The following is a 15,211-nucleotide window of genomic DNA, read 5'->3' on the forward strand; positions in this document are numbered from 1 at the left end:
ATGCCGTCATTTTCGCCCCTGCGATGCGGGAGTGAATCTGGCGACTGGCCCCCCAAAAAACTGCCAGACCGGTTGAGTATAGACCTGACAAGTCTCATGGCAATCCCCTATCGGGCTCTTTTTTTGCTGTTTGTCAATATTGCCGGCCGGGGTTTGTGCTAATGAACGCGCCTCTCAACTGCCATTACAGGGGGCTGGGCGCAGCTTGCCAATTGGTTCTATTGCCTCGCGGGCGAGCCACTTTGACGATATCATTACGCTCTGCTAGCTTGACTGATAGATTGAATCTTTTTCCTGCCAGCCCCTGCCTTGCTGGCGTTATCGGAGCCTTCGATGAACATAATCGCATTGCGCGAGCGTATCCGCCTGGCTGAGCAGCACGAGACGGCCGAATCTACCCTGGGCGCCTGGCTGCAGGAGCGGCTGCCTACATTGCACCCAGCGATCGGGGCTGTAGGCGACAATGACGTTGAGAAACTGATGCGCTTCGTGCGCGGCTACATAGGGCAGGTCCCCGACGTTCTCGAGGCGGCGTTGGCGGTGGCGACCAAAGCCCGGATCGGTCCTCAGTTGCTGCCGGTGATGAAAGTGGCCGAGACGTTTTTCCTGCAGCCACCCGATTTGCCCTCGGACCACAGTGGTCTGCTGGCTCTGCTCGACGAAGCTTACCTGGCACACCGGTTGCTGGAGGAGGTCAACGACCGCTACCTGTCCCATGGTGGCGGACAGCTGGTGCCGCTGGATACAACGCGTGCGAGCCTGATAGTGCATCATCTGCTCGAAGAGCCATTTGCCAATGAACTGGACGCGTTGGTCGAGGTGACCGTCGATGGCCTGGTGCCCGATAGCGTTTTCGAGGGGCCGGATTTCAGCGAATACAAGCAGCGCATGAACGTCGAAGGTCGTCGCTCACTCTGGCAGGAATGGCCGTGCATGTCTGAGCAGCTGGGCATGGAGATCAGACTGCGCGACGCTTCCTGAGCGGTTATTTCTTTTTCAGTTTCGGGTTGGGGAAAAACTGCACTGTCTGGGCTTTGGTTTCCGCAGCGGGCTTGGGCTTGCTGACCCGGGTAGGCACTTCGCGCGGTACGGCGTTGCCGCGCTCGTCCAGGGTGTCGGCGTAGCCGCAGCTGACGCATTCACGCGCCGGCAGGCCGTCCTCCTCAAAAGTGCGGATAGTATCCATTGCAGTGCATGCAGGGCAGACTGCACCGGCAATAAATCGCTTGATTACGGCTCTGTCACTCATGCGGCTTCTCCGCTGAGCCCGCTGTGGCGCAGCAGGGCATCTATTTTCGGTTCACGGCCGCGAAACGCGACGAACAGTTCCATTGGTTCGCGGCTGCCGCCGCGGGCAAGAATATTGTCACGGAAGGCCCGGCCTGTATCGGTGTTGAGCACGCCCTCCTCTTCGAAGCGCGAGAACGCGTCGGCCGAAAGTACCTCTGCCCACTTGTAGCTGTAATAACCCGCGGCGTAGCCGCCAGCGAAAATGTGACCAAAACTGTTCTGGAACCGGTTGAATGCTGGCGGGCGAAGCACCGCCACTTCATCGCGTACCTTGTCGAGCACCTGTTGAGCATTCTGGCCCGGTTCCTCATGGCGATGCAGCAGGAAGTCGAACAGCGAGAATTCTATCTGGCGCAGCATGCCCAGGCCGGACTGGAAATTGCGGGCAGCGAGCATCTTGTCCAGCAGGTCCCGGGGTAGCGCTGCGCCGGTCTCATAATGACCGGAAACAAGCGCCAGCCCTTCCGGTTCCCAGCACCAGTTTTCCATGAACTGACTCGGCAGCTCGACCGCGTCCCAGGCTACGCCATTGATACCCGATGCGGCAGGGTAATCGACCTGGGTCAGCAGGTGGTGCAGACCGTGACCGAATTCATGGAACAGCGTGGTGACCTCATCATGGGTCAGCAATGCCGGCTTGCCGCCGACTGCAGGAGTGAAATTGCATACCAGATGGGCGATCGGCCGCTGCAGCGCTCCGCCCGGCAGGCGCCGGCGATCGCGGCAGCCGTCCATCCAGGCGCCGCCTTGCTTGTGGCTGCGCGCATACAAATCGAGGAAGAACTGCCCGGTGACCTGACCGTTCTCGATGACCTCGAACAGCCGGGCGTCGGGGTGCCAGCGATCGAAGTCCTGCGTTTCGCGTAGCTCGATGGCGTACAGTTTCTCGACGACGCCAAACATGCCCTGGAGCACCTTGTCGATCGGGAAGTAGGGTTTGAGCTCTTCCTGGGAAATCGCGTAGCGATGCTGGCGCAGCTGTTCGCTGAAATAGCCGACATCCCAGCTTTGCAGGTCGACGCAGCCTTGCTCGGCAGCGAAATTGCGTAAAGCCTGCAGATCCTGCTCGGCAAATGGCTTGCTGCGCAGTGCCAGGTCGCGAAGGAACCCGACCACCTGATCGGTGCTCTTGGCCATCTTGGTGGCGAGCGATAGCTCGGCATAGTTGGCATAGTCGAGCAGTTCCGCGAGCTCCTGGCGCAGACCCAGAATCTCGTCAATCAGCGGGCCATTGTCATGCTCTCCGGCGTGGGGCCCCTGGTCGGACGCGCGGGTGCAGTATGCCGTGTAGACTTCTTCACGCAGCGCGCGGTCATGGGCATAGGTCATGACCGCGAAGTAGCTGGGAAACTCCAGATTGATCAGCCAGCCGTCGAGCTCCTTGCCTTGGGCCGCATGGCGCGCCTGCGCCATGGCCGACTCGGGAAGGCCGTCAAGCACGCTTGCATCGGTGATGTGCCGACTCCAGGCTTGCGTGGCATCCATCACATTATTGGAGAACCGGCTCTGCAAATCGGACAGGCGTAGCTTCAGCTCGCCATAGCGTTTTTGCTGGGCCTGCGGCAACGCAATGCCGGACAGGCGGAAATCGCGCAAAGCGTGCTCGATAATGGTCTGCTGCGCCTGGTCGAGAGAAGCAAAATCCTTGCTTTCGAAAATCTGGCTATAGGCTTCAAACAGCTTCTGGTTCTGACCCAGCTCGGTATTGAATTCACTCAGCAAGGGCAGGCAGCTATTGTATGCCTCGCGCAATTCAGGCGTGTTCATGACCGCATTCAGGTGGCCGACCGGAGACCAGGCGCGCGACAGTCGCTCGCCCATTTCATCCAGAGGCTCGATCAGCGTGGCCCAGGTCCATTTCTGCGGCGGGTTGTCCAGCAGGTTCGCGAGCAGGGCCCGGCTGTCTGCCAGTACCTGCTCGATGGCAGGTTTCACGTGCTCGGCACGGATGCTGCTGAAGGGCGGCAGGTCGTAGGGTTGCAGCAAGGGATTGGACATGATTTTGGACATCCTGTTGGGTGCGTCTGTATTCAGTGGCTATCATGATATGAAACATCTGGCGCTTTCGCACGGCCAGTCATTTTTATTAATGGTATCAAGAGCTTTCCCCAATGGAGATAAGGCCATGAAGATTCGCGCGTTCCGCGGCAAGCAGCCGGTGTTTGGTCAGGCGGTATTTCTCGACCCGACGGCTGTAGTCATTGGTGACGTCGAGCTGGGCGATGATTGTTCGGTATGGCCGCAGACTGTTATTCGTGGCGACATGCACAGTATCTGCATCGGTGCACGTACCAGCGTTCAGGATGGCAGTGTGCTGCACATCACCCATGCCGGGCCATTCAATCCCGACGGTTATCCGCTGCAGATCGGCGACGATGTCACTATCGGCCATAAGGTACTGCTGCACGGTTGCACCGTAGGCAGCCGAGTGCTGATCGGTATGGGCAGTATCGTCATGGACGGGGCGGTGATCGAAGATGAGGTCATTCTCGGTGCCGGCAGTCTGGTACCGGCCCAACGGACGCTGGAGTCCGGCTATCTGTACATGGGCAGTCCGGCAAAACAGGTCCGACCGCTGACCGAGAAGGAGCTCAGCTTTTTTACCTACACCGCAGGCAACTACGTTCGTCTCAAGAATGAACATATCGACGCTCTTGGCGCCGAATGATCACCCGCTGAGCCACCGCCGCGCTGCTACACTCAGGGGAAACCCCACCAGCCGGTAACATCGGAACAGTCCTATGCAAGAGTTGAGCGACCGCATTCTCCCCGAGGGGCAGCCTTCGGAGGCAAGTGGCCTGGCAGATGCCGATCAGCGCTCTCTATTGCGCCTGATCTTTGTCGTTACCGCGCTAACCATGGTTTTTTTCTGCATGCTTCAGGCCCTGGAGGGCCATTACCTGCTTGCCGCGTTCGAGCTGGCTGCGAGCTGTGCATTGTTCTGGGCCGCATGGCAGGTTTCCGGTGCACGCAATGTAGTCCGATGGGTCTACATATACCTGATACCGCTTTTCGGATTTCTGATCTATATCGTAAGCATGCCTGACGCGTCCGCCACCGCGTTTGTCTGGATCTATCTGGTCCCGATACTTTCCTATCTGTTGCTGGGCCGGAAGGCAGGGTTTGTGCTTGCTGCGCCTGTCATGACACTGACTGCGCTGGCTTACATGCTGCGCTTCGGCGTGCCGGAAACGCCAGTGGGGTGGATCGATCTGGGAAATGCTCTGCTGTGCGGTCTATTGGTTCTGGTGTTCGTCCACCTGTACGAGGGACGCAGGGCGGCGGCGCAGCGTGCGTTGCAGAGCATGGCAGAGACCGATGCACTGACAGGCGTAGCCAACCGGGGCCATTTCCAGGCTCACCTGGACCGCAGCGTCAGGGAGTCGACCCGGACCCATGCGCCTTTTGTGCTGGTGGTCCTGGATGTGGACCTGTTCAAGGAGGTCAATGACCGTTGGGGGCATGATGCCGGAGACGCAGCATTACGGCATATTTGCGATTGCCTTGCGGAGCGTCTGCGCGCAACCGACTTCATTGGTCGGCTGGGTGGAGAGGAATTCGGCATCGTGCTGGGTAATACCGATACCGATGCTGCGATCCATCTGGTCGAGGACCTGCGCAACCGGATCGCCAGCAACCGGCTTGAGCACGAACGGCACAGCATCACCCTATCCGCTACCTTTGGCCTGGCTGAATGGCCGGTTGACGGTAATAGCCCGGGGGCACTTTATCGCAGTGCGGATCGCCGGCTGTACCGGGGGAAGGCAAAGGGGCGGAACCTGTTGATTGCCCGGGACGAGATTTGATCAGTCATCCCTGGGCGGAGTTTCGCGCTGCCAACTATCCTGGAATCAGCCCGGTGAATAGTACCGCTGTAATCGTGACATCCGCGTGTGCTGGTCTATCATCGAGCGGTCCGGGCTAACCAGCCCTCTAAATTTGTTCTGTTTATTCGAGGCCTTTCATGACTGCCCATACCAACCGCAAAGTGGTACTCAACAAACGCCCTCAGGGTGAAATTGCCGATGATGACCTGGTCATCCGTGAAGAGCCGGTGCGCGAGCTGAAAGACGGCGAAGTACTGCTCAAGACCCTGTGGCTGTCGCTAGACCCATACATGCGCCCGCGGATGAATGACAGCAAGGGTTACATGGATCCGATTGAAATCGGTGCGACAATCGTCGGCGAGAGTGTCGGTCGTGTGATTGAGTCCAAATCGCCCAACTATGCGGTAGGCGATGTAGTGACCAGCTATTCCGGCTGGCAGGAATACTCGATCATCCCAGGCGATGCACCGATGGTCTACAAAATCAAGGATCAGGGCGTGCCCCTGCAGGCCTACCTGGGTGTTGCCGGCATGCCGGGGCGTACCGGTTATTGCGGCCTGACCTACGTGGGCAAGCCGAAGGCGGGTGAGACTGTTGTGGTATCTGCCGCATCGGGTCCGGTGGGTACCGTGGTCGGCCAGACTGCCAAGCAGATGGGCTGTCGCGTAGTAGGCGTGGCCGGTGGCGAAAAGAAGTGCCGTTATGTGGTCGAGGAGCTGGGCTTTGATGCCTGCGTGGATTACAAGGCCGGCAATCTGGAAGCTGATCTGAAGGCTGCCTGCCCGGACGGTATCGATGTGTATTTCGAGAACGTCGGTGGTGAGGTTACCCGTGCGGTCGCCAAGCTGCTGAACAAGGGCTCGCGGGTACCGGTCTGCGGTTACGTTTCAGCTTACAACGCCGAGGATGCCAGCAAGGTCGAGACGCCCTTCCACGTGTTTGGCGCTATGGGCGAGAACAAGCCCGAGCACCGCTTCTTCCTGGTTACCGAATGGCAGGATCAGCACCAGGAAATAACTGCCCATCTCGCCGAGCAGATTGCCTCCGGCAAGCTCAAGTACAGCGAGACGTTAGCTGAAGGCCTGGACAATGCGGTTGGCGCATTCAAGGGTATGCTCAAGGGCAAGAACTTCGGCAAGCAACTGGTTCACGTCGCCGACTGATCAGCACGCCTTCCTGTCAGGCCGGGCGGCGTCCTGTCGTCCGGCCAGAGTGGTACACATTCTGCATCCCCCTGCACTGTATCGAGCCGATGCGCACTCTGGCGCATCGATCATGCGCTTTTGTGGTGCTCCAGGTGTATCTGCGCGCCATCAAAGTGCCATAGCCGTTTTGGCTTGCAGGTGTCGCGATGCCGCTAGACATGCTGGATGTACTCTGGGTGGTCCTTTGTGCCGGGCTTGTATTCAATATGCAGCTGGGTTTTCTGTGTCTTGAAGCCGGGCTGACGCGCAGCAAGAACGCCATCAATGTGGCGGTCAAGAACATGGCCGACCTGAGCGTGGCAATCATCCTCTACTGGCTATTCGGTTTTGGCCTGATGTTCGGTGCAAGTGAGCTGGGCTGGGTCGGTAGTGGCTTCACCATGCTGCCCTTTACCGACACCTGGGAGACAGCCTTCTTTCTCTTCCAGGCGATGTTCTGCACCACGGCGGCCACCATCGTCTCGGGCGCTGCAGCCGAACGCATGCGTTTCAGTGCCTATCTGGTGGTCACCGCCCTTGCAGCAGGTCTGATCTACCCGCTGTATGGCCATTGGGCCTGGGCGGGCTCCTTCAGCGACGGCCTCGGCTGGTTGGCCGCAAAAGGCTTCGTCGATTTTGCCGGCGCTACCGTGGTACACGGTGTGGGCGGCTGGATTGCACTGGCAGTCATTCTGGTGCTCGGGCCGCGCGAAGGACGATTCGACGTGAATCGCAATGGCCGCAGCCTGCCCGGCTCGAACTTGCCCCTGGCGATGCTCGGCGCCCTGCTCCTGCTGTTTGGCTGGTTTGGTTTCAATGGGGGTAGCACCTTCAGTTTCGATCACAGCGTACCGGGGATCATTGCCAACACGGTACTGGCAGGTATGGCGGGCATTCTGGGTGGGATGCTGTTGTCCTGGCTGCGCTGGCGGCTGGTTGATCCGGTCTATCCACTTAACGGCCTGATTGCCGGGATGGTGGCTGTCACAGCCAGCGCCCACGTGGTGGATGCCAGCTCGGCCCTGGTGATCGGTCTGATCGGCAGCGTCATCATGTACCTGGCCGACCGGCTGCTGTTTCGTTTGCGCATCGACGATGCGGTCGGTGCAGTGCCGGTCCACCTGGCGAGCGGTATCTGGGGCACCCTGGCGGTGGCCCTGTTTGCCGATATGCAGCTGCTAGGCACGGGGTTGAGCCGGTGGGAGCAATTACTGGTGCAGGGGCAGGGGGTGATCGTTGCCGGCCTCTGGGCATTTGGCGTGGCCTGGATTGTGCTTAAGCTGATCAATCGCTGGCTGCCCCTGCGGGTGACGCCTGAAGAAGAGCGCACCGGTCTCAATGTGTCCGAACACGGCGCCCGGACAGAGCTGGTCGAGCTGCTTGAAGCGATGGCCACTCATCAGCACGACGGCCACTTTGCCCGCGAGGTTCCCGTCGAGCCGTTCACCGAGGTGGGGCAGATTGCCGGTCAGTACAACAAGGTGATACGCGCGTTGCAAAGCGCTGTGGGCACTACCCAGTCGATCATTCGGGATATCCGCGACGGTATTGTCACCTGCTCGCCGGACGGCGTCCTGGCCAGTTGTAATCCCGGAGCCGAGAGGCTCTTCGGGCTTTCTTCAGCCGAACTGCTAGGCCAGCCGTTGCATCGGCTGGTCGCAGAGGATAACTGGCCAGGTCTGCCGCGGCCGGAAAGCGGCGGCGAGTTGAGGCAGGAAGTTCTGTTCAGCCGTAACGGCCACGAACAATTCGTCGCCGAGTTGACCGTCAGCCGGGGCGCGTTTGATGATCGGGCAGTGACCTGCATGATCCGCGACATTACCGAACGCCGGCGGATCGAGCAGCAGTTGTACCAGGAGAAGATGCTTGCCCAGGTCACACTGGCCTCGATTGGCGATGGCGTAATTACTACCGGACCGGACAGCCGCATCAGCTATATCAACCCGGTTGCGGAAAAGTTGACCGGCTGGGAGCGCGGTCAGGCCACCGGCCGACCCCTGGTAGAGGTTTACCGGTTATTCGATGAGGTCAGCGGTGCTGCACTGGGCAACCCGGTGACAGCATTGTTGCGCCGCTACCGTCAACCGCTGACCGGACCCGATGGCGCGGGTGTTACCCTGCGTCGTCGCGATGGCAGTGACGTGGCCATCCAGGACGCGGTCGCGCCAATCCGTGATGCCGAGAGCCGGATCATCGGTGCGGTGCTGACCTTCCGGGATGTGACCGTCAACCGTCGACTGGCCCGTGAGCTGTCGCACCAGGCGGCCCACGATACGCTCACCGGGCTGGCCAATCGGGCCGAGTTCGAGCGGCGTCTTGCAGCCACCCTGGCATTGCCCGCGGCTGAACGTGGTGAGCAGGTGTTGTGCTACATGGACCTTGATCAGTTCAAGATCGTCAACGACACCTGCGGGCATGCAGCGGGCGACGAGTTGTTGCGCCAGCTCAGCAAGATGTTCCAGACACGCGTTCGTAGCAGCGACGTGCTGGCGCGCCTGGGCGGTGACGAGTTTGGCTTGCTGTTGGCCTGGTGTACGCTGGAAGAAGCTCTGCCGATTGTTGACGGTTTGCGTGTCCAGGTAGAAGAGTTCCGGTTCAGCTGGGAGGGCAAGGCGTTCGCAATCGGCGTGAGTATCGGGTTGGTACAGATAGCCCCGGGCGAAACCCTTGCCGGGCTGCTGAGTGCCGCCGACAGTGCCTGTTATGCGGCCAAGGATGCCGGTCGCAACCGTATCCACATCTACCAGGCGGATGATGAGCAGTTGCTTGAACGCCGCGGTGAGATGTTATGGGTCAATCGCATACGGCAGGCGCTCGACGAAGATTTGCTGCGTCTTTACGTGCAGCCAATCGTGCCGATCGCGGGGAGCGTGAGCAGCTCCAGCTATGAAGTGCTGGTGCGGCTGCTGGCTGAGGATGGCAGCGTGATTCCGCCGGGGGCCTTCATGCCGGCGGCCGAGCGGTATGCCTTGGCCACCGCGATCGACCGCTGGGTAGTCGGCAATTTTCTTGCCTGGGTTGGCGACTATTGCCGGCGTCATCCGGACAACCCGGGCAGTTATTCCATCAATCTGGCGGCAGCCTCCCTGGGGGAGGACAGTTTCCTCGAGTTCGTGCTGGAAACCCTGGCCCGCCATAGCGTGCCGCCGCAGTGCATCTGCTTTGAAATTACCGAAACCAGCGCGATAGCCAATCTCAGTCGGGCGGTTATTTTCATGCGGCGGCTCAAGTCGATCGGTTGCTGTTTCGCGCTGGATGACTTTGGCTCGGGCCTGTCCTCGTTTGCTTACCTGAAGACGCTGCCGGTGGACTATCTGAAAATCGACGGGGTATTCGTCAAGGATATCGAGACTGATCCGATTGCGCGGGCAATGGTCTCATCGATCAATACCATCGGTCATGAAATGGGTTTGCTGACGGTTGCCGAGTTTGTCGAAAGCGAGGGTATTCTTGCCAACCTGAGGGAGCTGGGGGTCGATTACGCTCAGGGTTATCACCTGGGCCGACCGCAGCCGCTGACCGATATCGAGGGGGTGCGCATGATGCCGCGGTGAGTGGCATGCATGATTTCAGGGCAGGTAAATGCGGAACTCACCGCCGCCGAGCGGACTGTCGTTGCGCAGTTCGATATGCCCCTGGACACCATTACGCTGGTGCAACTGGGCGATGCGCTGGCCAAAGTACAAGCCCAGCCCGGTGCTGCCGGTGCTCATGTTGATGCCCAGCACGTAGTCGGACTGATTCTCGATCATGCTGGGCGGGTAACCCTGCCCATCGTCGCTTATCGAGATGACCAACTGGCCGTCTTCGGTCCAGGCCTTGAGGTGGATCGCCGACTGCGCGTAGCGGATCGAGTTGTTGATCACGTTGCCCACAACCGAGCCCACCAGCTCGGTATCCAGGAAGCCCATCAGGCCGTCTTCCTCGACTTCGTAGGTACTTTCGATATGCCGTGAGCGCAGGATCTCATCGTGGCGAGCCAGTTGCTCCTGCAGAAAGTCCTCGACCTCGAGCCAGTTTGGCCGCATGGGCAACTGGTTTACCCCCAGTTTGTACAGGCCAAGCATCTGCACCAGCATGCCGTTCAGACGCATGGACTCGTATTCGATCATTCCGCGCTCGGCAGTCTCGCTCAGCTCGGGCGGCAATTCGCCAAGCCAGCGTTCGTAGGCCTGCATCAGCAGGCCGAGCGAATTCTTCATGTCGTGTACGGTAGAGGCGATCACCGTGGAAAAATCCAGGCCGCCGGTGGAATGCACGCCAGGCCCATCCACTTCAGACGCGACTCTTTGTTCTTCGTCGCTCACAGCCCGGCCACCGTCTTGCACAGTTTTTCATAGCGCCCATGGCGATGGTCTGTTGGCGGCATGTTGTTGACTTGTGCCAGGCATGCCTCGCATTCGGCCTTCAGCTGCGGATCGGGCTCGGCCAGCAGCACTCGCAGCAGCGACTGGGACGTATTCAGCGCGAAGCTGATATTGCGTGGCTGCAGGTCGCGGGCCTGGCGGAACAGGTCGAGCGCCTGGGGGAACTGTTGTTGCTGGTACGCCTTGATGCCTTCGCGATTCAATGCCTGGGCCTGCACGCCAGCGTTGAGAATGTCGGGATTGCTGGTCTGGCTGGCAATCGCATCCATGATCTTGCTGTCGTCGCCATACATCTCCGCGCAAGTGGCCAGAACCGACTCGGCTGACTCGGTATGGCCGAGCTGTTCCAGCTGAGCGGCAACCTCCAGCGCGGTTTCCGCGGAAAAGAACGTTGGCAGGGCAGCCATCTTCGCGCTGGCGTCCGCCACCAGCTTGTCTGCCGTCGCCTTATCGCCGCTTTTGATCAGCGCGCTGGCATGCACCAGGTTGGCCCGCACTGCCAGTTTCGGATCATCCTTCCAGGCCTTGCCGAGATCGTCCAGCGTCTGACGGATCTCGACCAGCACCTTGCCACCGGGCGCAGCATCGCCTGTCTGTTCATTCAGGCTGGAAGCCAGGCCCAGGTGGTTCTCGGGGTCGCGAAACTGTGAGTTACGGCCCAGATCTACCGCCTGCCGAAAGGCGCGTACCGCCTTGTCGTAATCACCATTGGCCTTGGCCATCTTGCCCATCTCGTGCTGGCGCTGCAGGCTGTTGGGGGAGATGCGCAGACCCTGTTCCAGGTATTCCTGGGCCTTGGCCGAAGCGCCGCGAGCAGCATGGACCGCCGCCAGGCCATCGAATAATGCAGGCAGCATCGGGAACTGACTGGCGGCGGAGCTGAACACGTCTTCCGCCTTGTCCAGCTCGCCGCGTTCCAGCCAGTGATTGCCCAGCATCACCAGCGCCCAGGGCATCGGGCGATCGGCAATCAGCTCGGCGAGTAGCGCTTCGAGTTCGGCATGCTTGCGTAGAGCCTTCAGGGCCGCAGCTTTGTGGCGCAGACATTGCGGTGCAAAGCGCTTGTTCGATTCCATTACCTGGTCGCAGGCAGCCAGCACGGCTTTGTCGTCATGCTTTGCCTGGGCGTCGAGGATTGGCTTTAGCGCCAGCTTGCGTTCCACCAGTTTGTCCAGGCGTTGTTGCAAGCTGGCCCGGTTGAAGGGTTTGGTCAGATAGCCATCGGGCTCGCATTCCAGCGCGCTCATGACCATCGCCTGGCTGCTCTCGGCGGTACACATCACGAAAATGCAGTGCGGGCTGATCAGTCCAGCGTGGTGAAGCTCCTCGAGCACCTGCTGTCCATTCTTGCCGGCCCCCAGGTTGTAATCGTGCAGAATCACGTCGTAGGCAGTATTACGGCACATCGCGATGGCATCTTCGCCGCGGCCTGCGGCATCCACCTGCTTTACTGCCATAAGCCGCAACATGCCTGTTACCGAGGTACGGAACTCGGAAAAATCATCTACCACCAGGAAACGTTTCTTACTGTAGTCGATCATATCTGTATCCGCTCAGCCGCAGGCGTCATGCAGCAGTATAGCTGTCTGCTCGACAGGCCAGAGTAAGGCAAAGTGCCACTATAAGAAAGAAAAGTCATTAAAATGGCGTCACCAGATTGACAAAATAAATGCCCGCTGTCTCCCCCTTTAGGGCGTATGGCGCTCTATGCTGTCCGACTCTATCACGGTGGTGCCTGGCTCGGGCTTCAGTGCGGCAGCAAGCATCGTGGCTGCAACATCGCGGGTAAGCACTGCCTGGTACCTTGGCGGGATGAGCGGCTCAAGGCGTCTTGCCAGCCAGAGGCCGATGCTTTCTGCCAACCTGAAGTCGGGCCGGGCGCCACCGTCCAGCAACGATGGTCGCACATGAGTCACGGAGCTGAAACCCAGCGCCTCCAGATCCTTCTCAGTCTGGCCCTTGGTGCGCAGATAAAAGGACCGCGAATCCGGGTTGGCTCCCATCGACGAATTGAACACGAAAACAGGCGTTCCGGCCTGCCGGGCGTAGGTGGCTGCCTGCAGCACGTAATCATGATCAACTCGCCGGAACCTGGCCCTCGATCCAGCTTGGCTGCGCGTTGTACCCAGCGCGCAAAGCACCGCATCTGCCTGCCACCAGGGTGCATCAGCCGGCAGCTGATCGAAGTCGACCAGCGGGTTGAGCAGTCGGTCGCTGATTACCAGCGGGCGGCGGGTGGGCGCAATAACGCGCCCAACCAGCGGATTGGCCAACGCTTCCTCGATCAGGTTGCTGCCCACCAGCCCGGTACCGCCCAGGATCAGCAGGGTTTTTGTGGATCGCTCGGTCATGGCTGCTCCATCGTAATGCAGGGTGCAAGAACGTTTATAGTGACAGACGCTTTCCCGCCCCGTTCACTTTTATCGCATCCGCAGCCATGTCTCCGTTCAGTCCTGTCCAGCCCACTCCTCTTCCTGCAGCGCACGCCAGAGAATCTTGCCCGTTGGTGATTTGGGCAGGCTATCGACGAAGGCGATCTGCTTCGGGCACTTGTAGGCCGACATGTTCTCCTGGCACCAGCTGATGATCTCCTCTGCCTTTACATCTTCATGCCCGGCAGCGCGCACCACCACCGCCTTGGCGGTTTCACCGCGGCGCTCGTCGGGAGTGGAAATGATACAGACCTCACGGATCGCCGGGTGGCCGTAAAGTAATGACTCGACTTCGGCCGGCCAGACCTTGAAGCCGGACGCGTTGATCATTCTCTTCACCCGGTCGACCAGATAGAAGTAGCCGTCTTCGTCGTAATAGCCGATGTCGCCGGAGCGGAAAAAACGTTTGCCATCCAGTTCGATAAAGGCTCCCGCTGTGGCGTCCTCACGGCGCCAGTAGCCGCCGAACACCTGTTCCCCGTGCATCACGATCTCGCCGGTCTTGCCTACGCCAACTTCCTGCAGGGTATCGACATCGATAATGCGTGAATCCACGCCAATGATCGGAATACCCAGACATTGCGGTTTTGGCGCCTGCGGCGGGTTCATGTGGGTGGCGCTGATGGTTTCCGACAGGCCATAGCCCTCTGCATACTGCAAGCCGGTCTTGCTTTGCAGCTTTGCAGCGACCGCGGCGGGCATGGCCGCGCCACCACCGCCGATTCCTTTCAGGCTGCTCAGGTCGTAGTCGTCGATGGTGGGTTCCGACAACAGGTCCACGACCATGGTGGAGATGTTGCGCCAGCCGGTTATCTGGTGATCCTGGATCAGTTGTGCGGCCACCTTGCGGTCCCAGCGGGTCATTACTACCTGTGTACCGCCGATATAGATCGCGCCGTTCATGCACACCTGCATGCCGGTCACATGGAACATCGGTACCGATACCAGCTGCACGCTGTCATGTTGTGCATTGCCCCACACCGAGCAGTAAACCGTGGTCGCCATCGCACTGTGATGGGTATGCACGCAGCCCTTGGGGTTGCCGGTGGTACCCGAGCTATAAGGGATCACGCAGTTGTCGTCCGGTCCGGCGCTCAATGGTCCGGGTTCATGGCCCGCGGCCAGCGCATTCTGCCAGCTACTGACGCCGGACCGCTGCGGCACAGGTTCCTTCAGCAGTACGGCATCGGGCAAGTCGAGGGTGGTGGGCTCGATAACATATTCGCTGTAGGCCGAAGCGATCACCTCGCGCAGCGAGCCGGTGCCGATCAGCCCGTCAAAATTGTCCAGCAGTTCGAGACCGCTCAATGCTACGGTCGCCTCGGTGTCTGCAATCAGGTATTCCAGCTCCGCCTTGCGATTCATCGGGTTGACCGGCACGACGACTGCGTTGGCGCGCAGAATCGCATAGAAGCCGATGACGAACTGCGGGCAGTTCTGCATATACAGCAGCACGCGATCCCCGGCCTTGACGCCGGCCTGTTGCAGATAACCCGCCATGGCCTGCGCCTGCCGCTCCAGTTCGGCATAACTCAGCGCAGTGCCGTAATAGAGGATCGCCGGGTGTTCCGGATAGCGGAGCGCCGAGACGGAGAGATTGCTGTAAAGGCTGGTCTTGGGCAGCTCGAGAAAATGCGGTACCTGGTCGGGCCAGACGCTGTAGTGGCGGTCGAACATGGCTGGGTGTCTCCTGGGCGGACGGAAAGCGAGGCATGCAGGCTAGCGGGGTGACAGGTGGCTGGGAATGGACAACAGCCATGGTGTTGACCGGTCATAAGCGCCGGCACAGTCGTTGAAGTGGCGCAGCAGACCTGCACGTAATATTCTCCCATTCTGCACCTGGGAACCCATCGCTTTCCAGCCAGTCCGAGAGTCCATGCCCCTACACGATGTACATGCGCTGCCCGCTCTTCTTGCCGGCCCGATTCTGCGGCGGTTGGAACCCTCGCGGCTGCTTATCTGGCTAGTTGTGACCTTTCCCCCAAATTCCGCACCATAAACTCGATGAGATTTCCAGCTAACCTAGCACGATGGAGATCTCGATATGAAGAAGACGCGATACACCGAAGAACAGATCATTGGCGCTATCAAGGAGCACGAGGCCGGCGCCA

At 59.9% G+C, this 15,211-nt stretch carries 11 protein-coding genes; 5 read left to right on the forward strand and 6 right to left on the reverse strand.

Translation table 11 applies throughout. From position 1 onward, the window contains the following. Positions 1 to 333: 333 nt before the first annotated feature. Positions 334 to 981: a hypothetical protein gene (locus ABYA88_RS12390; RefSeq protein WP_373187648.1), complete on the forward strand. Its 648-nt coding sequence runs from the start codon at positions 334 to 336 to the stop codon at positions 979 to 981. Between the two features lie 4 nt (positions 982 to 985). Here ABYA88_RS12390 and ABYA88_RS12395 read toward each other — a convergent pair whose 3' ends face one another. Together ABYA88_RS12395 and prlC are read right to left on the reverse strand one after the other, a co-directional pair. Further along, positions 986 to 1,249 carry a YheV family putative zinc ribbon protein gene (locus tag ABYA88_RS12395; protein ID WP_373187649.1) on the reverse strand — a complete coding sequence of 88 codons (264 nt, stop codon included), beginning with the start codon at positions 1,247 to 1,249 and terminating at the stop codon, positions 986 to 988. Then, positions 1,246 to 3,291: an oligopeptidase A gene (gene prlC / locus ABYA88_RS12400; protein WP_373187661.1), complete on the reverse strand. Its 2,046-nt coding sequence runs from the start codon at positions 3,289 to 3,291 to the stop codon at positions 1,246 to 1,248. The genes ABYA88_RS12395 and prlC overlap by 4 nt, the downstream gene beginning before the upstream one ends. Positions 3,292 to 3,415: 124 nt before the next feature. On the opposite strand from prlC, the gene ABYA88_RS12405 reads away from it, so the two are divergent. The 4 genes from ABYA88_RS12405 (at position 3,416) to amt (ending at position 9,855) form a co-directional block, all read left to right on the forward strand. After that, the gene (locus ABYA88_RS12405) at positions 3,416 to 3,958 is read left to right on the forward strand and encodes a gamma carbonic anhydrase family protein (RefSeq protein WP_373187650.1); all 543 of its coding nucleotides are present in this window, start codon (positions 3,416 to 3,418) and stop codon (positions 3,956 to 3,958) included. A 73-nt stretch (positions 3,959 to 4,031) separates the two neighbouring features. Beyond that, positions 4,032 to 5,096 carry a GGDEF domain-containing protein gene (locus ABYA88_RS12410; protein WP_373187652.1) on the forward strand — a complete coding sequence of 355 codons (1,065 nt, stop codon included), beginning with the start codon at positions 4,032 to 4,034 and terminating at the stop codon, positions 5,094 to 5,096. 158 nt (positions 5,097 to 5,254) lie between these two features. Further along, positions 5,255 to 6,280 carry an NADP-dependent oxidoreductase gene (locus tag ABYA88_RS12415; RefSeq protein WP_373187654.1) on the forward strand — a complete coding sequence of 342 codons (1,026 nt, stop codon included), beginning with the start codon at positions 5,255 to 5,257 and terminating at the stop codon, positions 6,278 to 6,280. A gap of 188 nt (positions 6,281 to 6,468) precedes the next feature. Then, positions 6,469 to 9,855 (forward strand): ammonium transporter, encoded by a 3,387-nt coding sequence (amt, locus tag ABYA88_RS12420; RefSeq protein ID WP_373187655.1) that lies wholly within the window; start codon positions 6,469 to 6,471, stop codon positions 9,853 to 9,855. Positions 9,856 to 9,870: 15 nt separating this feature from the next. Here amt and ABYA88_RS12425 read toward each other — a convergent pair whose 3' ends face one another. The 4 genes from ABYA88_RS12425 to ABYA88_RS12440 all read right to left on the reverse strand — a co-directional run bounded on the left by ABYA88_RS12425 (position 9,871) and on the right by ABYA88_RS12440 (position 14,777). Further along, positions 9,871 to 10,503, reverse strand: coding sequence for a sensor histidine kinase (locus tag ABYA88_RS12425; RefSeq protein ID WP_373187663.1), 633 nt, complete (start codon positions 10,501 to 10,503; stop codon positions 9,871 to 9,873). A gap of 101 nt (positions 10,504 to 10,604) precedes the next feature. Further along, the gene (locus tag ABYA88_RS12430) at positions 10,605 to 12,209 is read right to left on the reverse strand and encodes a response regulator (protein WP_373187657.1); all 1,605 of its coding nucleotides are present in this window, start codon (positions 12,207 to 12,209) and stop codon (positions 10,605 to 10,607) included. Between the two features lie 147 nt (positions 12,210 to 12,356). Continuing rightward, entirely contained in the window at positions 12,357 to 13,019 is a 663-nt protein-coding gene (locus tag ABYA88_RS12435; protein ID WP_373187659.1) for an NAD(P)H-binding protein, read from the reverse strand. A 96-nt stretch (positions 13,020 to 13,115) separates the two neighbouring features. Continuing rightward, positions 13,116 to 14,777: a long-chain-fatty-acid--CoA ligase gene (locus ABYA88_RS12440; RefSeq protein WP_373187660.1), complete on the reverse strand. Its 1,662-nt coding sequence runs from the start codon at positions 14,775 to 14,777 to the stop codon at positions 13,116 to 13,118. Positions 14,778 to 15,211 lie beyond the last annotated feature (434 nt).

This window comes from Halopseudomonas sp. (genome assembly GCF_041579695.1).
Taxonomy (GTDB): domain Bacteria; phylum Pseudomonadota; class Gammaproteobacteria; order Pseudomonadales; family Pseudomonadaceae; genus Halopseudomonas.